This window comes from Rhodococcus sp. P4_E4 (assembly GCF_056401575.1).
This window is the reverse complement of record NZ_JBFUJB010000018.1, coordinates 28,650-45,877: the sequence shown is the minus strand read 5'-3', so window position 1 is coordinate 45,877 and position 17,228 is coordinate 28,650. Positions and strand designations below refer to the sequence as shown.

At 62.8% G+C, this 17,228-nt stretch carries 3 protein-coding genes (1 of these 3 only partly in view); all 3 read left to right on the top strand.

The window, feature by feature from the left end; genetic code table 11:
• Positions 1 to 27: 27 nt before the first annotated feature.
• Positions 28 to 450 carry an ArsR/SmtB family transcription factor gene (locus tag AC1DVN_RS20105; protein WP_020907992.1) on the top strand — a complete coding sequence of 141 codons (423 nt, stop codon included), beginning with the start codon at positions 28 to 30 and terminating at the stop codon, positions 448 to 450.
• Positions 447 to 1,484: a cation diffusion facilitator family transporter gene (locus tag AC1DVN_RS20100; protein WP_029255498.1), complete on the top strand. Its 1,038-nt coding sequence runs from the start codon at positions 447 to 449 to the stop codon at positions 1,482 to 1,484. The genes AC1DVN_RS20105 and AC1DVN_RS20100 overlap by 4 nt, the downstream gene beginning before the upstream one ends.
• Positions 1,485 to 1,693: 209 nt before the next feature.
• A protein-coding gene (locus AC1DVN_RS20095) for a non-ribosomal peptide synthase/polyketide synthase (RefSeq protein WP_477994157.1) crosses the window boundary here: on the top strand, positions 1,694 to 17,228 show its 5' portion. The gene runs 13,091 nt beyond the window's last position; only the first 15,535 of its 28,626 coding nucleotides appear in the window; its start codon is at positions 1,694 to 1,696; the stop codon falls past the right edge of the window.

The following is a 17,228-nucleotide window of genomic DNA, read 5'->3' as shown; positions in this document are numbered from 1 at the left end:
GCGTCCAGCATGATCTACTATCTACGTATGAACGCAGATAGTGGTGTTTGTCGCCGCAAGCTTCCCGATGATCAAGTCGACCTCGTAGTCGAGGTGTTTCGCATGCTGGCCGACGCAACCCGTGTGCAGGTTTTGTGGGCATTGGTAGACCGCGAGTGCTCGGTGAACGAACTGGCGGAACGCGTCGGCAAGCCGGCGCCCTCGGTGTCGCAGCACCTGGCGAAATTGCGCATGGCAAGGTTGGTACGAACGCGCCGCGATGGTACGACGGTGTTCTATCGTCTGGAGAACGACCATGTGCGCCAACTGGTTACGGATGCGGTCTTCAATGCCGAGCATGCCGGACCAGGATTGCCGGGGCATCACCGTAGTGAAGGTGAGCTTCGGGAGATACACCCGGAGCGCTCGGCGAAGGTCGATCGTAGCGATCAAGAAGAAGGTGCGTCATGACGCACGAACCAAAGACGTCCCACGGTCACGGCCACGGCCACGGACACGGCCACGGGCCGAAGGGATTTCGATCGGCAGTCCGCGAAGTGTTCTCCCCGCACAGTCACGACGCTGCCGACAGTGTTGACGACGCATTGGAATCGAGCGCAATCGGCATCCGGGCGGTCAAGATCAGTCTTGTCGCGCTCGGAGTCACCGCAGTTGCTCAGGTTGCGATCGTGGCGATCTCGGGTTCGGTGGCGCTGCTGGCGGACACCATTCACAACTTCTCCGACGCGCTCACGGCAGTCCCACTCTGGATTGCCTTTGCGCTCGGTCGGCGCGCTGCAACCAGGCGCTATACCTATGGTTTCGGGCGTGCGGAGGATTTGGCCGGACTGTTCGTGCTCGCCATGATCGCACTGTCGGCAGTGATCGCCGGTGTCGAGGCGGTGAGGCGATTGATCAACCCGGTCGAGATCGAGCACCTCGGTTGGGTAGCGGCGGCAGGTTTGATCGGTTTCATCGGAAACGAATTGGTGGCGTTGTATCGGATCAGGGTCGGCAGGCAAATCGGTTCAGCGGCCCTGGTGGCCGATGGATTGCATGCTCGGACAGACGGATTCACCTCGCTCGCAGTCCTTCTGGGGGCCGGGGGAGTTGCGCTGGGTTTCCCGTTGGCAGATCCGATCATCGGCCTTGTCATCACCGTGGCCATCGTGGCGGTGCTCAGGACTGCAGCGCGAGACGTCTTCCGGCGGTTGATGGACGGCGTCGAACCGGAGTTGGTGGACGGCGCCGAGCATGCATTGATGCACGAACCCGGAGTCCTCGGTGTTCGTGATCTGAAGATGCGGTGGATCGGACACCGACTGCATGCCGATGCAGAACTCGACATCGATCCCCGGGCAACGCTTGCCGAAGCTCACGCGATTGCACACAGCGCCGAGCATTCGCTCACTCACGCGGTACCCAAACTCGCTACCGCCTTGGTGCATGCGTACCCGGCGCATGACGCACCGAATATTGAGACCGCACTCGAATCCCAGGTCTGATCTGCAGAAAAAGACCTGGCGGAATCCTTTATGTGATCGCATGGGAACTTGTTTTGCCATTTGACGAGATGGGAAGGTTATGCAACCCTATCTTTGATCAATCGGCGGACTGTGTCGAGTGGTAGTCGGCACGGTCGTCTCGCGCCGCAGGTCCACGGCAATCGATGCAGGCCGTCGGTACTTTTTTCGGCAGATGAGAGAACGACGCTGTGCATGCTGATCGACGTTTCGAGCCCTTTCCGCTGACCAGCGCGCAACGCGGAATCTGGTTTGCCCAGCTACTGCGCACTGATGTGCCGATCACGATCGCGCAGTATGTCGTAGTCGACGGGACTCTCGACGCGGCGGTGCTCGAAAGTGCCTGCGTCACAGCAGCGCATGAGTTCGGCTCCGGGATGCTGAAACTGCTCGAGATCGACGGCGAACCGTTTCAGCAGATCGATTCCGAGCTCAGTCAGAGCGTCGAAGTCGTCGATCTGAGCGGTGAGCGCGAGCCGGAGGCAGCCGCACTCGAGTGGATGCGGCAGGAGTACACCCGACCTTTTGATCTACTCGCCGATCGATTGGTGAAGTCAGCCGTCCTGAGCGTCGGCGCGAACCGCCAGTTCTGGTACTGCCGGATCCATCATCTGGTCCTCGACGGCTACGGCGCCATGAACTTCATGACACGCATCGCCGAGCTCTACTCAGCGGAGGTCGCCGGCCTTTCAGTCCCCGAATCGTCGGCAACCGATCTTCTGGCCGTGCACGACGCCGAGGCCGAGTATCGGCACTCGCCGCGATTCCGCCGAGATCAGGACTACTGGGCAGCCAAGACAGCAGAGCTTCCGGCCGTGGCAAGTCTGGCCGGGAAGCGGATGGACGCCACACCGGGTGCGGTCGTGGTCGGCCGAACACTCGACAGTGCGAACGCGACGGCGAAGGCGGACGAGTTCTCTTCGGCGGCGGCGGTGGCTGCCTTCGCGCTCTACTTCGCCCGGGTGACCGGCACCGAAGACGTAGTGCTGAGTTTGCCGGTGACCGCGCGAACGAACAGGGTTCTGCGTGGTTCGGGTGGCATGATCTCCAACGTCGTTCCGCTGCGCCTCGCGGTGACCGCTTCGACCACGGTTGCCGAATTGAGCGCGGCTGCCTCGCTCGAACTGACCGGCGCGCTCAGACATCAGCGGTACCGCACCGAGGACATGAGGCGCGATCGAGGCGTCGGTGCCGAGCGTGGGTTCTTCGGTCCCGCGATCAACATCATGAACTTTCACCCCGAAGTGGTCCTGGGGTCGGTGACTGGTCGATTCCACATCTTGTCGACAGGGCCGGTGGAAGACCTGTCGGTCAACATCTATCCGAGTGCCTCGGGAGAGGCGCCGCGAATCGATTTCGAAGCCAATCCCCATCTGTACACCGCAGATGTCCTGAGCGACCATGTCCGCCGATACGTCGAACTGCTGTCCCGGTACACGCAAGCGCTGCCGGGCACTCGTGTTCACGATCTCGAGATCCTGAGCGAAGCCGAGCGGAAGTCGCTCGTTCCGGCACGCGGCCCTGACGCACTGGCACCGATGACCTTGCCCACGATTCTCGCCCACGGCGTCGCGGCGTCGTCTGAGGGGATCGCACTGAGCTGCGGTACCCAGCAGCTCAGCTACCGCGAACTCGATCGTCGCTCCAACGTACTCGCTCGAATGCTGATCCGGCGCGGAGTGGGTCCTGGCACCAGTGTCGTGATCGCGCTGCCTCGATCCATCGATGCCGTCATCGCGTGGTGGTCGGTTGCCAAAACCGGCGCTGCATCAGTTCCGGTCGATCCGACGTACCCGGTCGAACGAATCGGTCACATGGTCGGGGACAGTAATGCTGTTGTGGGAATTACTGATTCGACTGTCCATCAGATGCTGCCCGTCGATCTGGACTGCATCTCGATCGACGCCTTCAGCTTTGTCGGCGACGAGTCCGTCGTCGACGACTCTGACCGCACGGCGCCGTTGCGAAGCGATCACATCGCCTATCTGATCTACACGTCCGGTTCCACCGGTACACCGAAAGGTGTTGCCGTCACGCACAATGCGTTGGTCGATTTCACCGCGTGGGGTCGCCCCGAACTCGGCGTCGGTGCGCATTCGCGAGTTCTGCGATTCTCGTCCGCGAGTTTCGACGCCTCCGTCTTCGAAATGGTTCAGGCGTTCAGTGCCGGGGCGACGATGGTCATCGCTCCGGCAGATGTCTACGGCGGCGGCGAGCTCACAGAACTGCTGCGCAGCGAGCGCGTCACCCACATCATCAGTGCGCCGGCAATTCTGGGCACGGTGGACGCCACCGATCTTCCGGATCTCGAAGCTGTGGTTGTCGGAGGTGACGTGTGCCCGCCGGACCTGGTTCGACGCTTCGGCCCGATCTGCCGGTTCTACAACAGTTACGGCCCCACCGAGTCGACCATCGTCATCACCACGACACCCCCGCTGGCGTCGGACGAGGCCATCACGATCGGTTCTCCGATTCAGGGCGCGCATCTGATGGTTCTCGACCGCTGGTTGCGACCTGTGCCGGCCGGGGTGGCCGGTGAACTGTATCTCGGTGGCCCCGGATTGGCGCAGGGCTACCACTCACGTTCAGCTCTCACCGCTGCGAGTTTTGTCGCCGATCCTCTCGGCGGCGGAACTCGGTTGTACCGCACCGGAGACGTGGTCCGCTGGACTCGGACTCTCGAACTCGAGTACGTCGGCCGCTCCGATTTCCAGGTGCAGGTCAATGGACTTCGCATCGAACTCGGTGAGATCGACGCTGTGCTCGCACGCCATGAATCCGTCGATTTCGTGGTGACGCTTGCCGGCGGCACCGTGTACTCGTATGTGAAGATCAAGCCGGGACACGATCTCGACGAAGAAGCGTTGATCGCACACGCATCTCGATTCCTGCCCGCTCACATGGTGCCGTCCCAGCTGATACCGCTGGCCGAAGTGCCACTGACCCCGGCAGGCAAGCTCGATCGCCAGGCGCTACCCGAACCGGAATTTCGTTCGGCGGCTCAGAACTACCGGGCGCCGAGCGGTCCGGTCGAGCGCATCATCGCCGACGCCGCTGCGTCGGTACTCGGCGTCGAGCGAGTCGGCGTCGACGATTCCTTCTTCGCGCTGGGTGGAGACAGCATCGTCGCGATCTCGCTCGTCTCTCGAGCAAAAGCCGCCGGAGTTGTCTTCACTCCTCGCGACGTGTTCGAACGCAAGACGGTGGCGCGATTGGCCGAAATCGCACTCCCGGCAGATGAATCGGTCGTACTCGAAGAACTGCCGGGTAAGGGAGTGGGGTTTGTCCCGCTGACCCCGATCGCAGCCAAGATACTGGGCACGGCCGGCAGCATCGACACCTTCTATCAAGCCGTGTCGGTCAGTGTTCCTGTCGGACTTGATCTCTCGCGCCTCGCGGCAACTCTTCAAGTAGTTGTCGATCAACACGACGCTCTTCGCGCGCGTTTGCTGCCCGACCACTCCGGATTCGACATTGCCCCTGGCTGTGCTGTCGATACATGGGTTCGTCGGACCGTCACCGAAGCGCTACCCGGAACCCCCGAGTTCGAGGAAGCTCTCACCCAGGCGACCGCGGACGCCGCGTCGAGGCTCGATCCGTACCGCGGAGATACTGCTCAGATCGTCTGGCTCGACTCGACGCACGATTCGGGCCGATTGGTGGTCGTCATCCACCATCTGGTTGTCGACGGCGTCTCGTGGCGGATTCTCCTTCCGGACTTCGCTGTAGCCTGGCAACAGATCGTTCACGGTGGCACGCCGGTACTGATGCCCGTCGGAACGTCACTGCGGCGTTGGTCGCACGGACTCACCGAGCTGTCACCGTCGGCGGAACTCGAGTACTGGCGTGAGGTCGTCGACTCCGATGGTGCGCCGATCGGTTCGCGTCCTCTCGATGCGGAACGGGACCGAGGGTCGTCACTGCGTCGGGTCCGGGTCGACATCGACCGTGACACAACAGATCACCTGTTGCGCGCGGTACCGTCGCACTATCGGACCGGTGTCAACGACGGCTTGCTCAGTGCGCTTGCCCTGGCATTGCGCACCTGGAGCGGATCACAGCGGATGCTGGTCTCGCTCGAAAGTCACGGACGAGACGAAGCCGTGCTGCCCGGTGCCGACCTGTCCAGGACCGTCGGCTGGTTCACGGCGGTGTACCCGGTTCGGATCGATCTCACCGGACTCGGAGTGGACACGCCGGCGGTCGTGAAATCCGTCAAGGAACAGCTGAGAACCACGCCGGGGTCCGGTATCGGTTACGGGCTGCTCCGACGTGCAGGGATGCTGACCGGCCCGGAACCGCAGATCGGTTTCAACTACTTGGGCAAGATGTCCACCGCGGAGTTCGGTGACGAATTGCGGGCCGCGGGCTGGATTCCCGACGCCGGAATCGATCTCAACAACGGCAGCGGAAGCGATCTCGCGGTCAGTTATGCGATCGACATCAATGCCGCCGTCGTGGACGGTCCGGAAGGCGAGTTCCTTTCGGCGTCATTTGCTTTCCCCGAAGGTATCTTCGAACCCGCTGCAGTCGCGGAGCTCGCGACGGCGTGGCGCGTCGAACTGGAGAAGATTGCCGCCTCCGTCGGTGATCATGCCGGCCTCACACCGTCAGACGTTCCTCTGGTCTCGGCTTCGCAGGACGAAATAGAACTGTGGGAGAAGCAGTTCGGCCACCTGGAGGACATCTGGTCGCTCTCGCCGCTGCAAGCCGGATTCCAGTTTCACGCCGGCCTCACCGCCGATGCCGTCGACGTCTACACCGGCCAGATCGTTCTGTCCCTCGCCGGGATCGTCGACAGCGATCGACTACAGCGTTCGCTTTCGAGACTGTTCGAGCGCCACACCGCACTTCGGGCTGCTTTCGTGTACGACTCGAACGGCGTTGCAGCACAGCTCGTTCTCGATTCCGTGACAACTCCATGGCGGGAGGCGCTCGGGGATGATCCGCACGTCGTCGCGGAACTCGAGCGCACGGCACCGTTCGATCTGAGCGCGCCCCCACTGCTTCGTGCAGTCCTGGTACGCCAGGGTGCGGATTCGGCGCACCTGATCGTGACCAATCACCACATTCTCTTCGACGGTTGGTCCATGCCGTTGTTGGTGCGCGATCTTCTGTCGCTCTACGCCGCAGACGCGTCGCTGCCGGTTCCCGCTCGGTCGTATCGCACCTATCTGCACTGGCTCGCCGAACAAGACAACGGCGCGGCATTGGACAGGTGGATCGGCGCACTGTCTGGAGTAGATGAACCGACGCTGATCGCACCACACCGTACGGAGTCCTCCGTGCACGCAGTTCCCGTGGATGTCGAAGTCCCGCTGGAAGCCTCGTCGACCGAGGCCGTCGTCGCGTTGGCCAAGCGCACCGGGGTCACGGTCAACACCGTCGTCCAGACAGCATGGGGCCTGCTGCTGGGTGGAATGCTCGGGCGTGACGACGTCGTGTTCGGCGCCACCGTCTCCGGTCGACCCGCGTCGCTGACCGGGGTCGAAGACATTCTCGGCCTGTTCATCAACACCGTCCCCGTTCGGGTCCGCGTGGACCCGGACGGTTCGGTTTCCGAACTGCTCGAACAAGTTCAGTCCGAGCAGGTCCGGTTGCTTGACAGCCATCACGTCGGTCTTGCCGAGGTGCAGTCGGCGGTGGGCGCCGGCGCGGTGTTCGACACGTTGACGGTGTTCGAGTCGTATCCCGTGGATCGTTCGGCGCTCGAATCCGCGACGGACATCGCCGGGATGCGCGTCACGGGTATCGAGGTCGCAGACGCGACTCATTACCCGCTGGCGCTGGTCACCGTCCTCGAACCGAGCCTCCGTCTCACCATCGAGTACGCACCCGACGCAATGGACCACGACGCCACGGTGCGTCTGGGCGGACGTCTCGCATCGATACTCGCTGCGATGACCGACGAGAGTGTCCGCATCCGGGACATCGACTCTCTCGACGATGCCGAACGTCGGCTCGTGCTCGACGAGTGGAACAACACTTCCCACGTCATCGCTGACAAGACGCTGCTCGACCTACTCGGCGCCGACTCGGAAATCGTCGACTCGGGTATCGCCGACTTGGCCGATGCTGCACTGACCTTCGCGGGCACGACGATCAGTCGCGGAGAATTCCGGTCCCAGGTCAACTCTCTCGCTCGTCACCTCGTAGAACGCGGCGTCGGGCCGGAGTCACTGGTCGCGATCGCTCTGCACCGGAGCGCGCAGTACGTGGTGGCAGTGCACGCCGTCATCGCAGCCGGCGGTGCGTATCTTCCGATCGATCCGCAGCATCCGGACGAGCGGATCCGGTACGTGCTCGACATCGGAGCACCGTCGGTCGTCCTGTCGGTCGCGGCCGACGCCACATCGCTGCCAGATGGGGTCAACCCCGTACTTCTCGACGAGATCGATCTTTCGGGGTACTCCACCGAGCGGTTCGCAGACGTCGAGCGTCTCGGTCGTGTATCGCCGGATCACGTTGCCTATGTGATCTTCACATCCGGGTCCACCGGAAAGCCCAAGGGCGTTGCAGTGTCGCATCGAGCGATAGTCAATCGCCTGCTGTGGATGCAACATGAATATCCGCTCGGCCGTCACGACGTCGTGCTGCACAAGACACCCGCCACCTTCGACGTCTCGGTGTGGGAGTTGTTCTGGCCATTCGTCGCCGGCTCGCGACTGGTAGTTGCAGAACCCGATGGACATCGCGATTCTCGGTACCTCTCCGAGCTGATCGCTCGCGAAGGTGTCACCACCTTGCACTTCGTCCCGTCGATGCTCGACGTCTTCCTCGTCGACGGCGATCTCGCACAACGTCGATCCGTTCGTCAGGTGTTCGCCAGCGGCGAGGCACTTCCGCGTGCGACGGTCGTTCGCTTCCACGAACGATTCGGTGCACGTCTGCACAATCTTTACGGTCCCACCGAAGCTGCCGTCGACGTCACTTTCCACCAGACGGATGCCGCCGCAACAGGTCCGGTGCCGATCGGCGCTCCGGTCTGGAACACGCAGACCTATGTGCTGGACCACCGCCTCGCGCCGAGCCCGATCGGAGTGGCGGGAGAACTCTATCTCGCGGGAGTCCAACTCGCCCGCGGCTACGTGCAACGCTCTGACTTGACAGCAGATCGTTTCGTAGCCAACCCCTTCGGTCCCGGCCGGATGTATCGGACCGGCGACCTCGTCATGTGGAACTCCACCGGTGAGATCGAGTATCTGGGTCGTACCGACTTCCAGGTGAAGCTTCGCGGGCAGCGCTTGGAACTCGGAGAAATCGACGGGGTCCTGTTGGAACTGTCGGGAGTTCTCTCGGCCGCCACCGTCGTACGTCAGGATCGTCTGATCGCCTACGTGACAGCTGATTCGGCAATCGACAGTGCCCTTCTCAGCGCGCACGCGCAGGCGAAGCTGCCTACCTACATGGTTCCCTCCGCATTCGTGTTCTTGACGTCGATGCCGCTGGGCCCCAACGGAAAACTCGACCGGCGTGCGCTGCCGGAACCGGATTCGGCGGCAGCTGAGTATGTCGCTCCCGTCACCGAACTCGAAAAGGCCGTTGCCGCGATCTTTGCCGAACTCCTCGGTGTGAGCGAAATCGGCCTCACCGCCGACTACTTCGCGCTCGGTGGCAACTCTCTGACGGCTACGCGGGTGGTGGCACGGATCAACTCGGCACTGGGATCGACTCTGGGTGTCCGAGACCTGTTCGACGCTCCGACAGTTGGTGCGCTGGCCGGACTCGTCGCCGGCAGCGCGCCGTCCAGGTTCACCGAACTCGGACCCCGCCCTCGACCGGACCAGATTCCGCTCTCACCGGCCCAGCAGCGTATGTGGTTCCTCAACAGATTCGATCCGGAATCCGGGGCGTACAACATTGCGGCAGCACTCGCTTTGTCCGGCAACCTGAACATTCAGGTTTTGCGCCAGGCGATCAGCGATGTCATCGACCGGCACGAGGTGCTGCGCACACTCTATCCTGATTCGGATCAAGGTCCTTACCAGTGCATTCTCGACGACGCGCCAGTTGCTCTCGAACCCGCGGATGTCAGTGACCCCGTCGCGGCTATCGGCGAATTGGTCGGTGCCGGGTTCGACGTGACCACCGAGGTTCCGGTGCGGGCTTCGCTTCTCCGGACGTCTGGTCGGGAGCATATTCTTGTACTCGTCGTCCACCACATCAGTGGCGACGGTTGGTCGATGCAACCACTGGCCGCGGATGTGATGACGGCCTACGCGTCACGGCTCGCGGGAACCGCGCCACAGTGGTCGCCGTTGAGCGTTCACTACGCGGACTACACGCTCTGGAAGATCGATTCTCTCGGCAACGAGGACGATCCGGAATCGGAGGCATCGCGCCAGATCGAATACTGGCGCGCTGCATTGGCGCACGTCCCGACCCGTCTCGATTTCCCGACGGATCGGCCGCATCCCACAGTCGCGTCCTATCGAGGTGCGACGGTGTCGTCGACCCTCTCGGCGCAGACGCACCGCGCCGTCGAATCCCTGGCTCGCAGCACTCGGTCCACACCGTTCATGGTGCTGCACACGGCGTTGTCGGTACTGCTGTCTCGGATGGCGGGGGAGTCCGACATCGCGATCGGCACCCCGGTCAGCGGACGCGGCGATCAGGCCCTCGACAACCTCGTCGGCATGTTCGTCGGAACCGTGGTTCTCCGGACTCAGGTGGATCCGACGGCTTCGTTCCGCGGATTGCTCGAATCGACCCGTAACGCCGACCTCTCGGCATTTGCCCACTCAGATATTCCGTTCGAGCGTCTCGTCGAGGTGCTCGACCCGCCTCGCTCGACGGCGCACCACCCCTTCTTCCAGGTGGTACTCGCGACCGGCGATATTCCGACCCCATCCGTGAAGCTTCCCGGCCTCGAAGTTTCTCAGGTCCCGTTGGATGCTCCGATCTCGAAATTCGATCTCCAACTGGATGTCTCGTCGCCGCGCCCGGACGGGTCGGTGACCACGACGTGGACCTATGCCCTCGACATCTTCGACGAATCGACTGTGCGCGAGCTCGCGGATCGGTTCGTCGCCATTCTCGACGCTGTTGTCGCCCAACCCGAATCAGTGGTCGGCGACCTCGATCTGCGGACGATGCCAGAGATCGAACGTCAGGGAACTGCCCAGTCGGTCGCCTTGACGGAGCTGACACTGCCGGAGATCCTCACGGCCGGGGTCATCAAATCCAACGGTGGTCCGGCCATACTGTGCGGCGACCTCGAACTCTCTTACGACGATGTAGACCGGCGTACCAATCGGTGGGCGCGGGCACTCGTAGTTCGAGGGATCGGCCCTGAATCGGTAGTGGCGATCGCCATTCCGCGGTCGGCATCTTCTGTACTCGCCACTTGGGCCGTTGCCAAGACCGGAGCGGCGTTCGTACCCGTCGACCCGAGCTACCCGGCCGAGCGAATCGAGCACATGCTCACTGATTCGGGAGCAGTCCTGACGCTGACGGAAGAAGTAGTGGCGTCGCTTGATCGCGACGACGTCAGTGACACGCGAATCCTCGATTCCGAGCGCACGTCACCGATTCGCACGGACCACACCGCGTACGTCATCTACACGTCGGGATCGACCGGCACTCCGAAGGGCGTCGTCGTCTCCCATGCGGGTCTCGCGGCGCTGGTCGACGAGCAGGTTCGCCGATACGAACTCGACAACCTCAGTCGCACGATGCATTTCGCTTCACCCAGCTTCGACGCATCGGTGCTCGAACTGGCCATGGCTGTCGGTGCCGGTGCCGCGATGCATGTTGTTCCCACGGGCATCTATGGCGGAAGCGAACTCGCGGCCCTCATGCGGGCGTCGAAGATCAGTCACGCATTTGTGACCCCGGCGGCCCTGGCTACGATCGAACCGGCAGAGGTTCCGGATCTCGGTACCGTGATCGTCGGCGGTGAAGCGTGCGACGCTGCGTTGGTCGCGCTATGGGCGTCGACGCGAAAGATGTTCAACGCATACGGTCCCACCGAGGCCACCGTCATGGCTACCCTCGCGGGGCCCATGTCTGCGACTGATCGGATCACCATCGGTAGTTCAGTTCGCGGCACCGTCGCACATGTTCTCGACTCTCGCCTCCGTCCGGTTCCAGACGGAGTGACGGGTGAGCTGTATCTGACCGGCCGTGGACTTGCCCGCGGTTACCACCATCGCGGCGACCTGACAGCGTCTCGATTTGTTGCCGACCCCTCACGTTCGGGGCAGCGGATGTACCGCACCGGAGACCTCGTGCGACGTCGTGGAACGGAAATCGAGTATCTCGGCCGCAGTGACTCGCAGGTCAAGATTCGCGGTTTCCGCATCGAACTCGGTGAGATCGACGCGGTGCTCGGTGCGCACTCTGGCGTACGAACTGCGGTGACGACAGCAGACGACACCGTCGGACTGCACTCGTACGTGGTCGGTGGTCATCTGGATCCGGAAGAAGTGCGCACCTTCGTCTCCAGTCGACTGCCGGCACACATGGTTCCTTCCTCGGTGATCGTTCTCGAGGAAATTCCGTTGACGCCGGCCGGAAAGGTCGATTTCCGCGCGCTGCCTGCCCCGACGATGCGCCGGAATGCGTATGTCGCACCCGTCACGAAGACGGAGGAGTTGATCGGCCGGATCTTCGGTGACGTCCTGGCAGTCGACCAGGTCAGCATCACGGACGACTTCTTCGACATCGGTGGAAACTCTCTGAGTGCTACCCGAGTGATGGGACGGGTCGGCACCGAACTCTCAGTCACCCTCCCGGTTCGGGTTCTCTTCGATGCCAGGACAGTCGCGGCCCTCGCTGTGGCAGTCGATGCAACGCAGAGCGGAACGCGGCCCGCTCTGGCCGCCGGGCCTCGGCCCGAGCGAATCCCGCTCTCGCCGGCGCAATCGCGAATGTGGATTCTCAATCGATACGATCCTGCCTCGCCCGCGTACAACATCCCGCTCGTCCTTCGCCTGCGCGGCCGGCTGGATTCAGTGGCTCTCCGAGAATCTCTGTCGGACATCGTTCTTCGCCACGAATCCTTGCGGACGATATTCCCTGACGATGCCGAAGGGCCTTTCCAGCGGATTCTCGACGACGTCGACGTTCCTTTTCGTCACACGGTGGTTTCTCCCGAACAGGTTGCCGATCAGATTGTCGGCGCTGTGGACGAGGGGTTCGACGTCACCAGAGCAATCCCGTTGCGGGTAAACCTGTTCGAGCTCTCGGCTGACGAACACATCCTGGTCGCCGTGATTCACCACATAGCCGCGGACGGTGCGTCAGTGGCGCCGCTCGCACGGGATCTCGTTCTGGCCTACTCGGCGCGCCGTTCGGGTACGGAGCCGTCACCGGCCCCGTTGGTTGTTCAGTATCCGGATTACAGCGTGTGGCAACACCAGGTCCTCGGTTCGGAAAGTGATCAGACCAGTCTTGCTTCGGCGCAGGCCGAGTATTGGCGTGGCCAGTTGGCCGGCGCGCCGGAGCTTCTCGAACTTCCGGCCGATTTCCCGCGGCCGGCGATTGCGTCGCTGCGCGGAGCGAACACCGAACTGGTGTTGGCGCCCGCGATGGTCACTGCACTCGGGCAGTTGGGCCGCACACAGGGCGCCACGACCTTCATGGTGCTCCAGGCGGCCCTCGCGGTGCTCCTGTCCAACCTCGGTGCGACCGACGACGTGGTGATCGGGACACCGATTTCCGGACGCGGCCAACAAGCGCTGGACGACGTGGTCGGAATGTTCGTCGGCACGGTGGCACTACGCAGCCGTCTCACCCCGGCGATGTCGTTCCTCGATCTGTTGGCGCAGGTGCGAGCCACTGACCTCACTGCGTTCGAGAATGCCGACCTACCATTCGAGCGGCTGATCGACATACTGCAACCCGCTCGCTCCCAGGCCCACGCGCCGATCTTCCAGGTGGCTCTGTCTCAGGAGCAAGAGGGAACCGCTGCGTTCACGCTGCCTGGTCTCGAGATCGAAGCCGTGGACAACGCAGTCGCCGCGGCAAAGTTCGACCTCCAGATCACGATGGTCCAGCACGCAGATTCGTTGAATCTCACCTGGACATACGCCACAGACCTCTTCACCGGCACGTCCGTGGACGGATTTGCGCAGCGGTTCCACCGGATTCTCGCGCAGATTGTCGAGACTCCGGAAGTGGCAATCGCGGATATCGCCGTTCTGGACGAGAACGAATACACCAGACTTACTTCGGCATTCGGTCCGTCAGCGCCAACGGTTCGCACCCTGGCAGATCTGTTGACCCTGCACTCGGAATCCGCGAATGTGGCAATCGTTTCCGAGTCGTACGGTGAGATGACGTACAGCGAGCTGGATGTGCGATCCTCACAGCTGGCTCGGCTCCTCATCGAACGTGGGATAGGCCCCGAAACAGCTGTTGCGGTGTCTCTTCCACGTTCGACGCAGTCCATCCTCGCACTGTGGGCTGTTGCCAAGTCCGGAGCAACGTACGTTCCGGTGGATCCGACGTATCCCGACGAGCGCATCGCACACATGCTGGCAGACTCTGCAGCGCTGGTCGTGATCACCGACTCCGAGACGGCGCCAACACTTCCGAACGGAATCGATACGATCGAGATCGACTATCTCGACCTCGATCGCTACCTCGCTGCGCAGGTCGACGATGCCGATCGGATCCGCCCATTGCACGCGGATCATGTTGCCTACCTGATCTACACGTCAGGCTCGACCGGTCTCCCCAAGGGCGTCGCTGTCACTCACCGGGGACTGTCCGTGTTCTCCGCTCGGACCCGCACTGATCTGGCGGTATCGCGCGACTCTCGGGTACTGCGACTGTCCTCGGCCAGCTTCGACGCGTCCATGTTCGAGATGATCCTTGCGTTCACCGCCGGTGCCACGATGGTGATCACACCTCCGTCGGTCATTGCCGGCGAGGAACTCACCGACGTGATCCGGCGTCATCGCGTCACCCATGTGGTGACGGCTCCTGCTGCGATGACCACCGTCGACGCAGGCATTTTGTCGGATCTCGAAGTCGTCGTGCTCGGCGGCGACGTCTTTCCGCCGCAGCTACTCGACCGTTTTCCCAGCCAGACAAGACTCTTCAACAGTTACGGGCCGACCGAGAGCACCATCGTCATCACCAAGACCGGGGCTCTCCACGACACTGCAGCTCTGGTCGGTGACGGCGAGCAACACCGTCACACGTCACTCTCGCCCGTCACGATCGGTATTCCGCTCGAAGGCGCACACGTTCTGGTCCTCGATTCCGCCCTCAATCCCGTCCCCGTCGGTGTCAGGGGCGAGCTGTATCTGTCGGGACCCGGCCTGGCACGTGGGTACAACCGGCGCGCGGCATTGACCGCAGAACGCTTCGTGGCGAACCCGTTCGGTGCATCGGGCGCGCGGATGTACCGGACCGGCGACGTCGTCGCCTGGACCGAGCAGGGCGAACTGGCGTACATCGGACGATCCGACGCCCAAGTTCAGCTTCGCGGGCTCCGCATCGAACTGGGGGAGATCGAATCAGCGCTCGCCTCCGTTCGCGGAGTGAGCGCTGCTGCCGCCACTGTTCACCGACATGACTCTCTCGGCGATCAACTCGTCGGTTACGTCACCACCACAGATGCGGTGTCGGCGGAGTCCGTCCTCGAAGCCGTATCCGCGGTGCTGCCACGTGCCTCGGTGCCCAGTGCCGTGATCCTGCTGGATCTGCTACCCCTGACTCCGGCCGGAAAGCTTGATCGCGCAGCACTTCCCGTTCCGGAGTTCATCGCCTCGGCGATGTTCCGGGTGCCGACCACACTCGCAGAGATTCGTGTCGCGAGCGCTTTTGTCGACGTTCTCGGTACCGGTACCGTCGGCGCAGAAGACAGTTTCTTCGAGCTGGGTGGAAACTCGCTCAGCGCGACTCGGGCGATTGCCCGAGTCAACGCCACGTTCGGGATCAAACTCGGGGTTCGGGCGCTGTTCGAGGCGCCGACCGTCGCAGAACTTGCACTGGTGGCAGACTCGGCAGAACGTGATGATCAGCCCCGATTGGAAGCACGACCGCGACCTGAACGTATTCCGCTCTCACCGGCGCAGAATCGGATGTGGTTCCTCAATCGATTCGACACCGCGGCTGCCACGGACAACCTGCCCCTGGCGCTTCGTCTGAGCGGAACCCTGGACGCGCCGGCGTTGGCTCTCGCGCTTCGTGACGTGGTCCAACGCCACGAGTCGTTGCGTACCTACTATCCGGATTCCCCGAACGGTCCTCGCCAGGAAATCCTGCCCGAGTCTTCGGTGGATCTCGATCTGGTTCCGCATGACGTCACCGAAGCCGAAGCGTCGCAGCGGCTCTTTGCTCTTGCCGGCACCGGATTCGACGTGACAACTGACGTACCACTGCGGACCGCTCTGTATCGAATCTCCGAGACCGAACATGTGCTCGCCGTCGTCATGCATCACATCGCATCGGACGGATCATCGCTCGGACCCCTGGCCGCCGACGTCATGGGTGCCTACGTTTCGCGGTCTCGCGGCGAAGCTCCACAGTGGACACCGTTGCCCGTGCAGTATGCGGATTACGCGCTCTGGCAACATGATCTGCTCGGCGCGGATGAGAATCCCTCCGTCGATGCTCAGAGACAAATTCAGTTCTGGACCTCTGCACTCGCCGGAATTCCGGACCTGTTGAGTCTGCCGACGGACAGGCAACGTCCGCCCCGTCAGAGCTACCGCGGCAAGGAGATTCACTTCACGATCGGCTCGGACACCGCCGATCGACTGCGTGATCTTGCTGTCGGATCAGGCGCGAGCCTGTTCATGGTGGTCCACGCGGCATTCGCCGCACTGCTTGCCCGGTTGGGCAACAGTGCTGACATCACCATCGGCTCGCCCATCGCGGGACGAGGGCACGAGTCGCTCGATGCACTCGTGGGGATGTTCGTGAACACCTTGGCATTGCGAACCCAGGTGAACACGGCAGCACCGTTCACGGACCTGCTGAACCACACCCTCGATCAGGATCTCGCCGCCTTCGCGCACGCGGACCTACCGTTCGAGCGGCTCGTCGAGATCATCGATCCGGTCAGATCGACAGCCCGCCATCCGTTGTTCCAGGTGGCACTGTCCTTCCAGAACCTCACGCCGACAATGTTCGAGCTACCCGGACTGCAGATCGCGGCAGTTGGCGCCCCAGTCGGGACGGCGAAGTTCGACCTGCACTTGACCGTCACCCCTGGGGACTCGGGGTCGATGTCGGCGTCGTTCACCTATGCAACGGATCTGTTCGACCAATCCACAGTGGCGACATTCGCCAACCGTCTGCTTCGCGTTCTCGATTCGATCGGTCGAAACCCGGACCTCCCGGTAGGCGACGTCGCTCTGCTCGGCGACGAAGAGATCGCGGCCACCGTCAACACGTGGAACAACACCGACACTGTCGTTCCAGAGACGACCCTCGCGGATCTGTTCGACGCCCAGGTGCGCAGAACACCGCGCGCCGAAGCGCTGGTTCTCGGTGACCGTCGCCTGACCTACACCGAGTTCGACGCCGAAAGCAACCGCCTGGCACGGTATTTGATCGGAATCGGGATCGGCCCGGAAGTGACTGTCGCGCTCAATCTGCGGCGCTCCGTCGAACTGGTCGTTGCCATGTACGCGGTGGTGAAGGCAGGCGGGGCCTACGTTCCGCTCGACCCGGATCAGCCGGCAGAACGCACGGCTCACATCCTCGAATCTGCAGCGCCCGCAGTTGTTCTGAGCACTTCCCGCGATTCGCTCGACGGGCAGTTCC

Coding starts and splice junctions, on each gene's coding strand:
- AC1DVN_RS20105 (WP_020907992.1), top strand. CDS start 28: ATGAACGCAGATAGTGGTGTTTGTCGCCGCAAGCTTCCCGATGATCAA.
- AC1DVN_RS20100 (WP_029255498.1), top strand. CDS start 447: ATGACGCACGAACCAAAGACGTCCCACGGTCACGGCCACGGCCACGGA.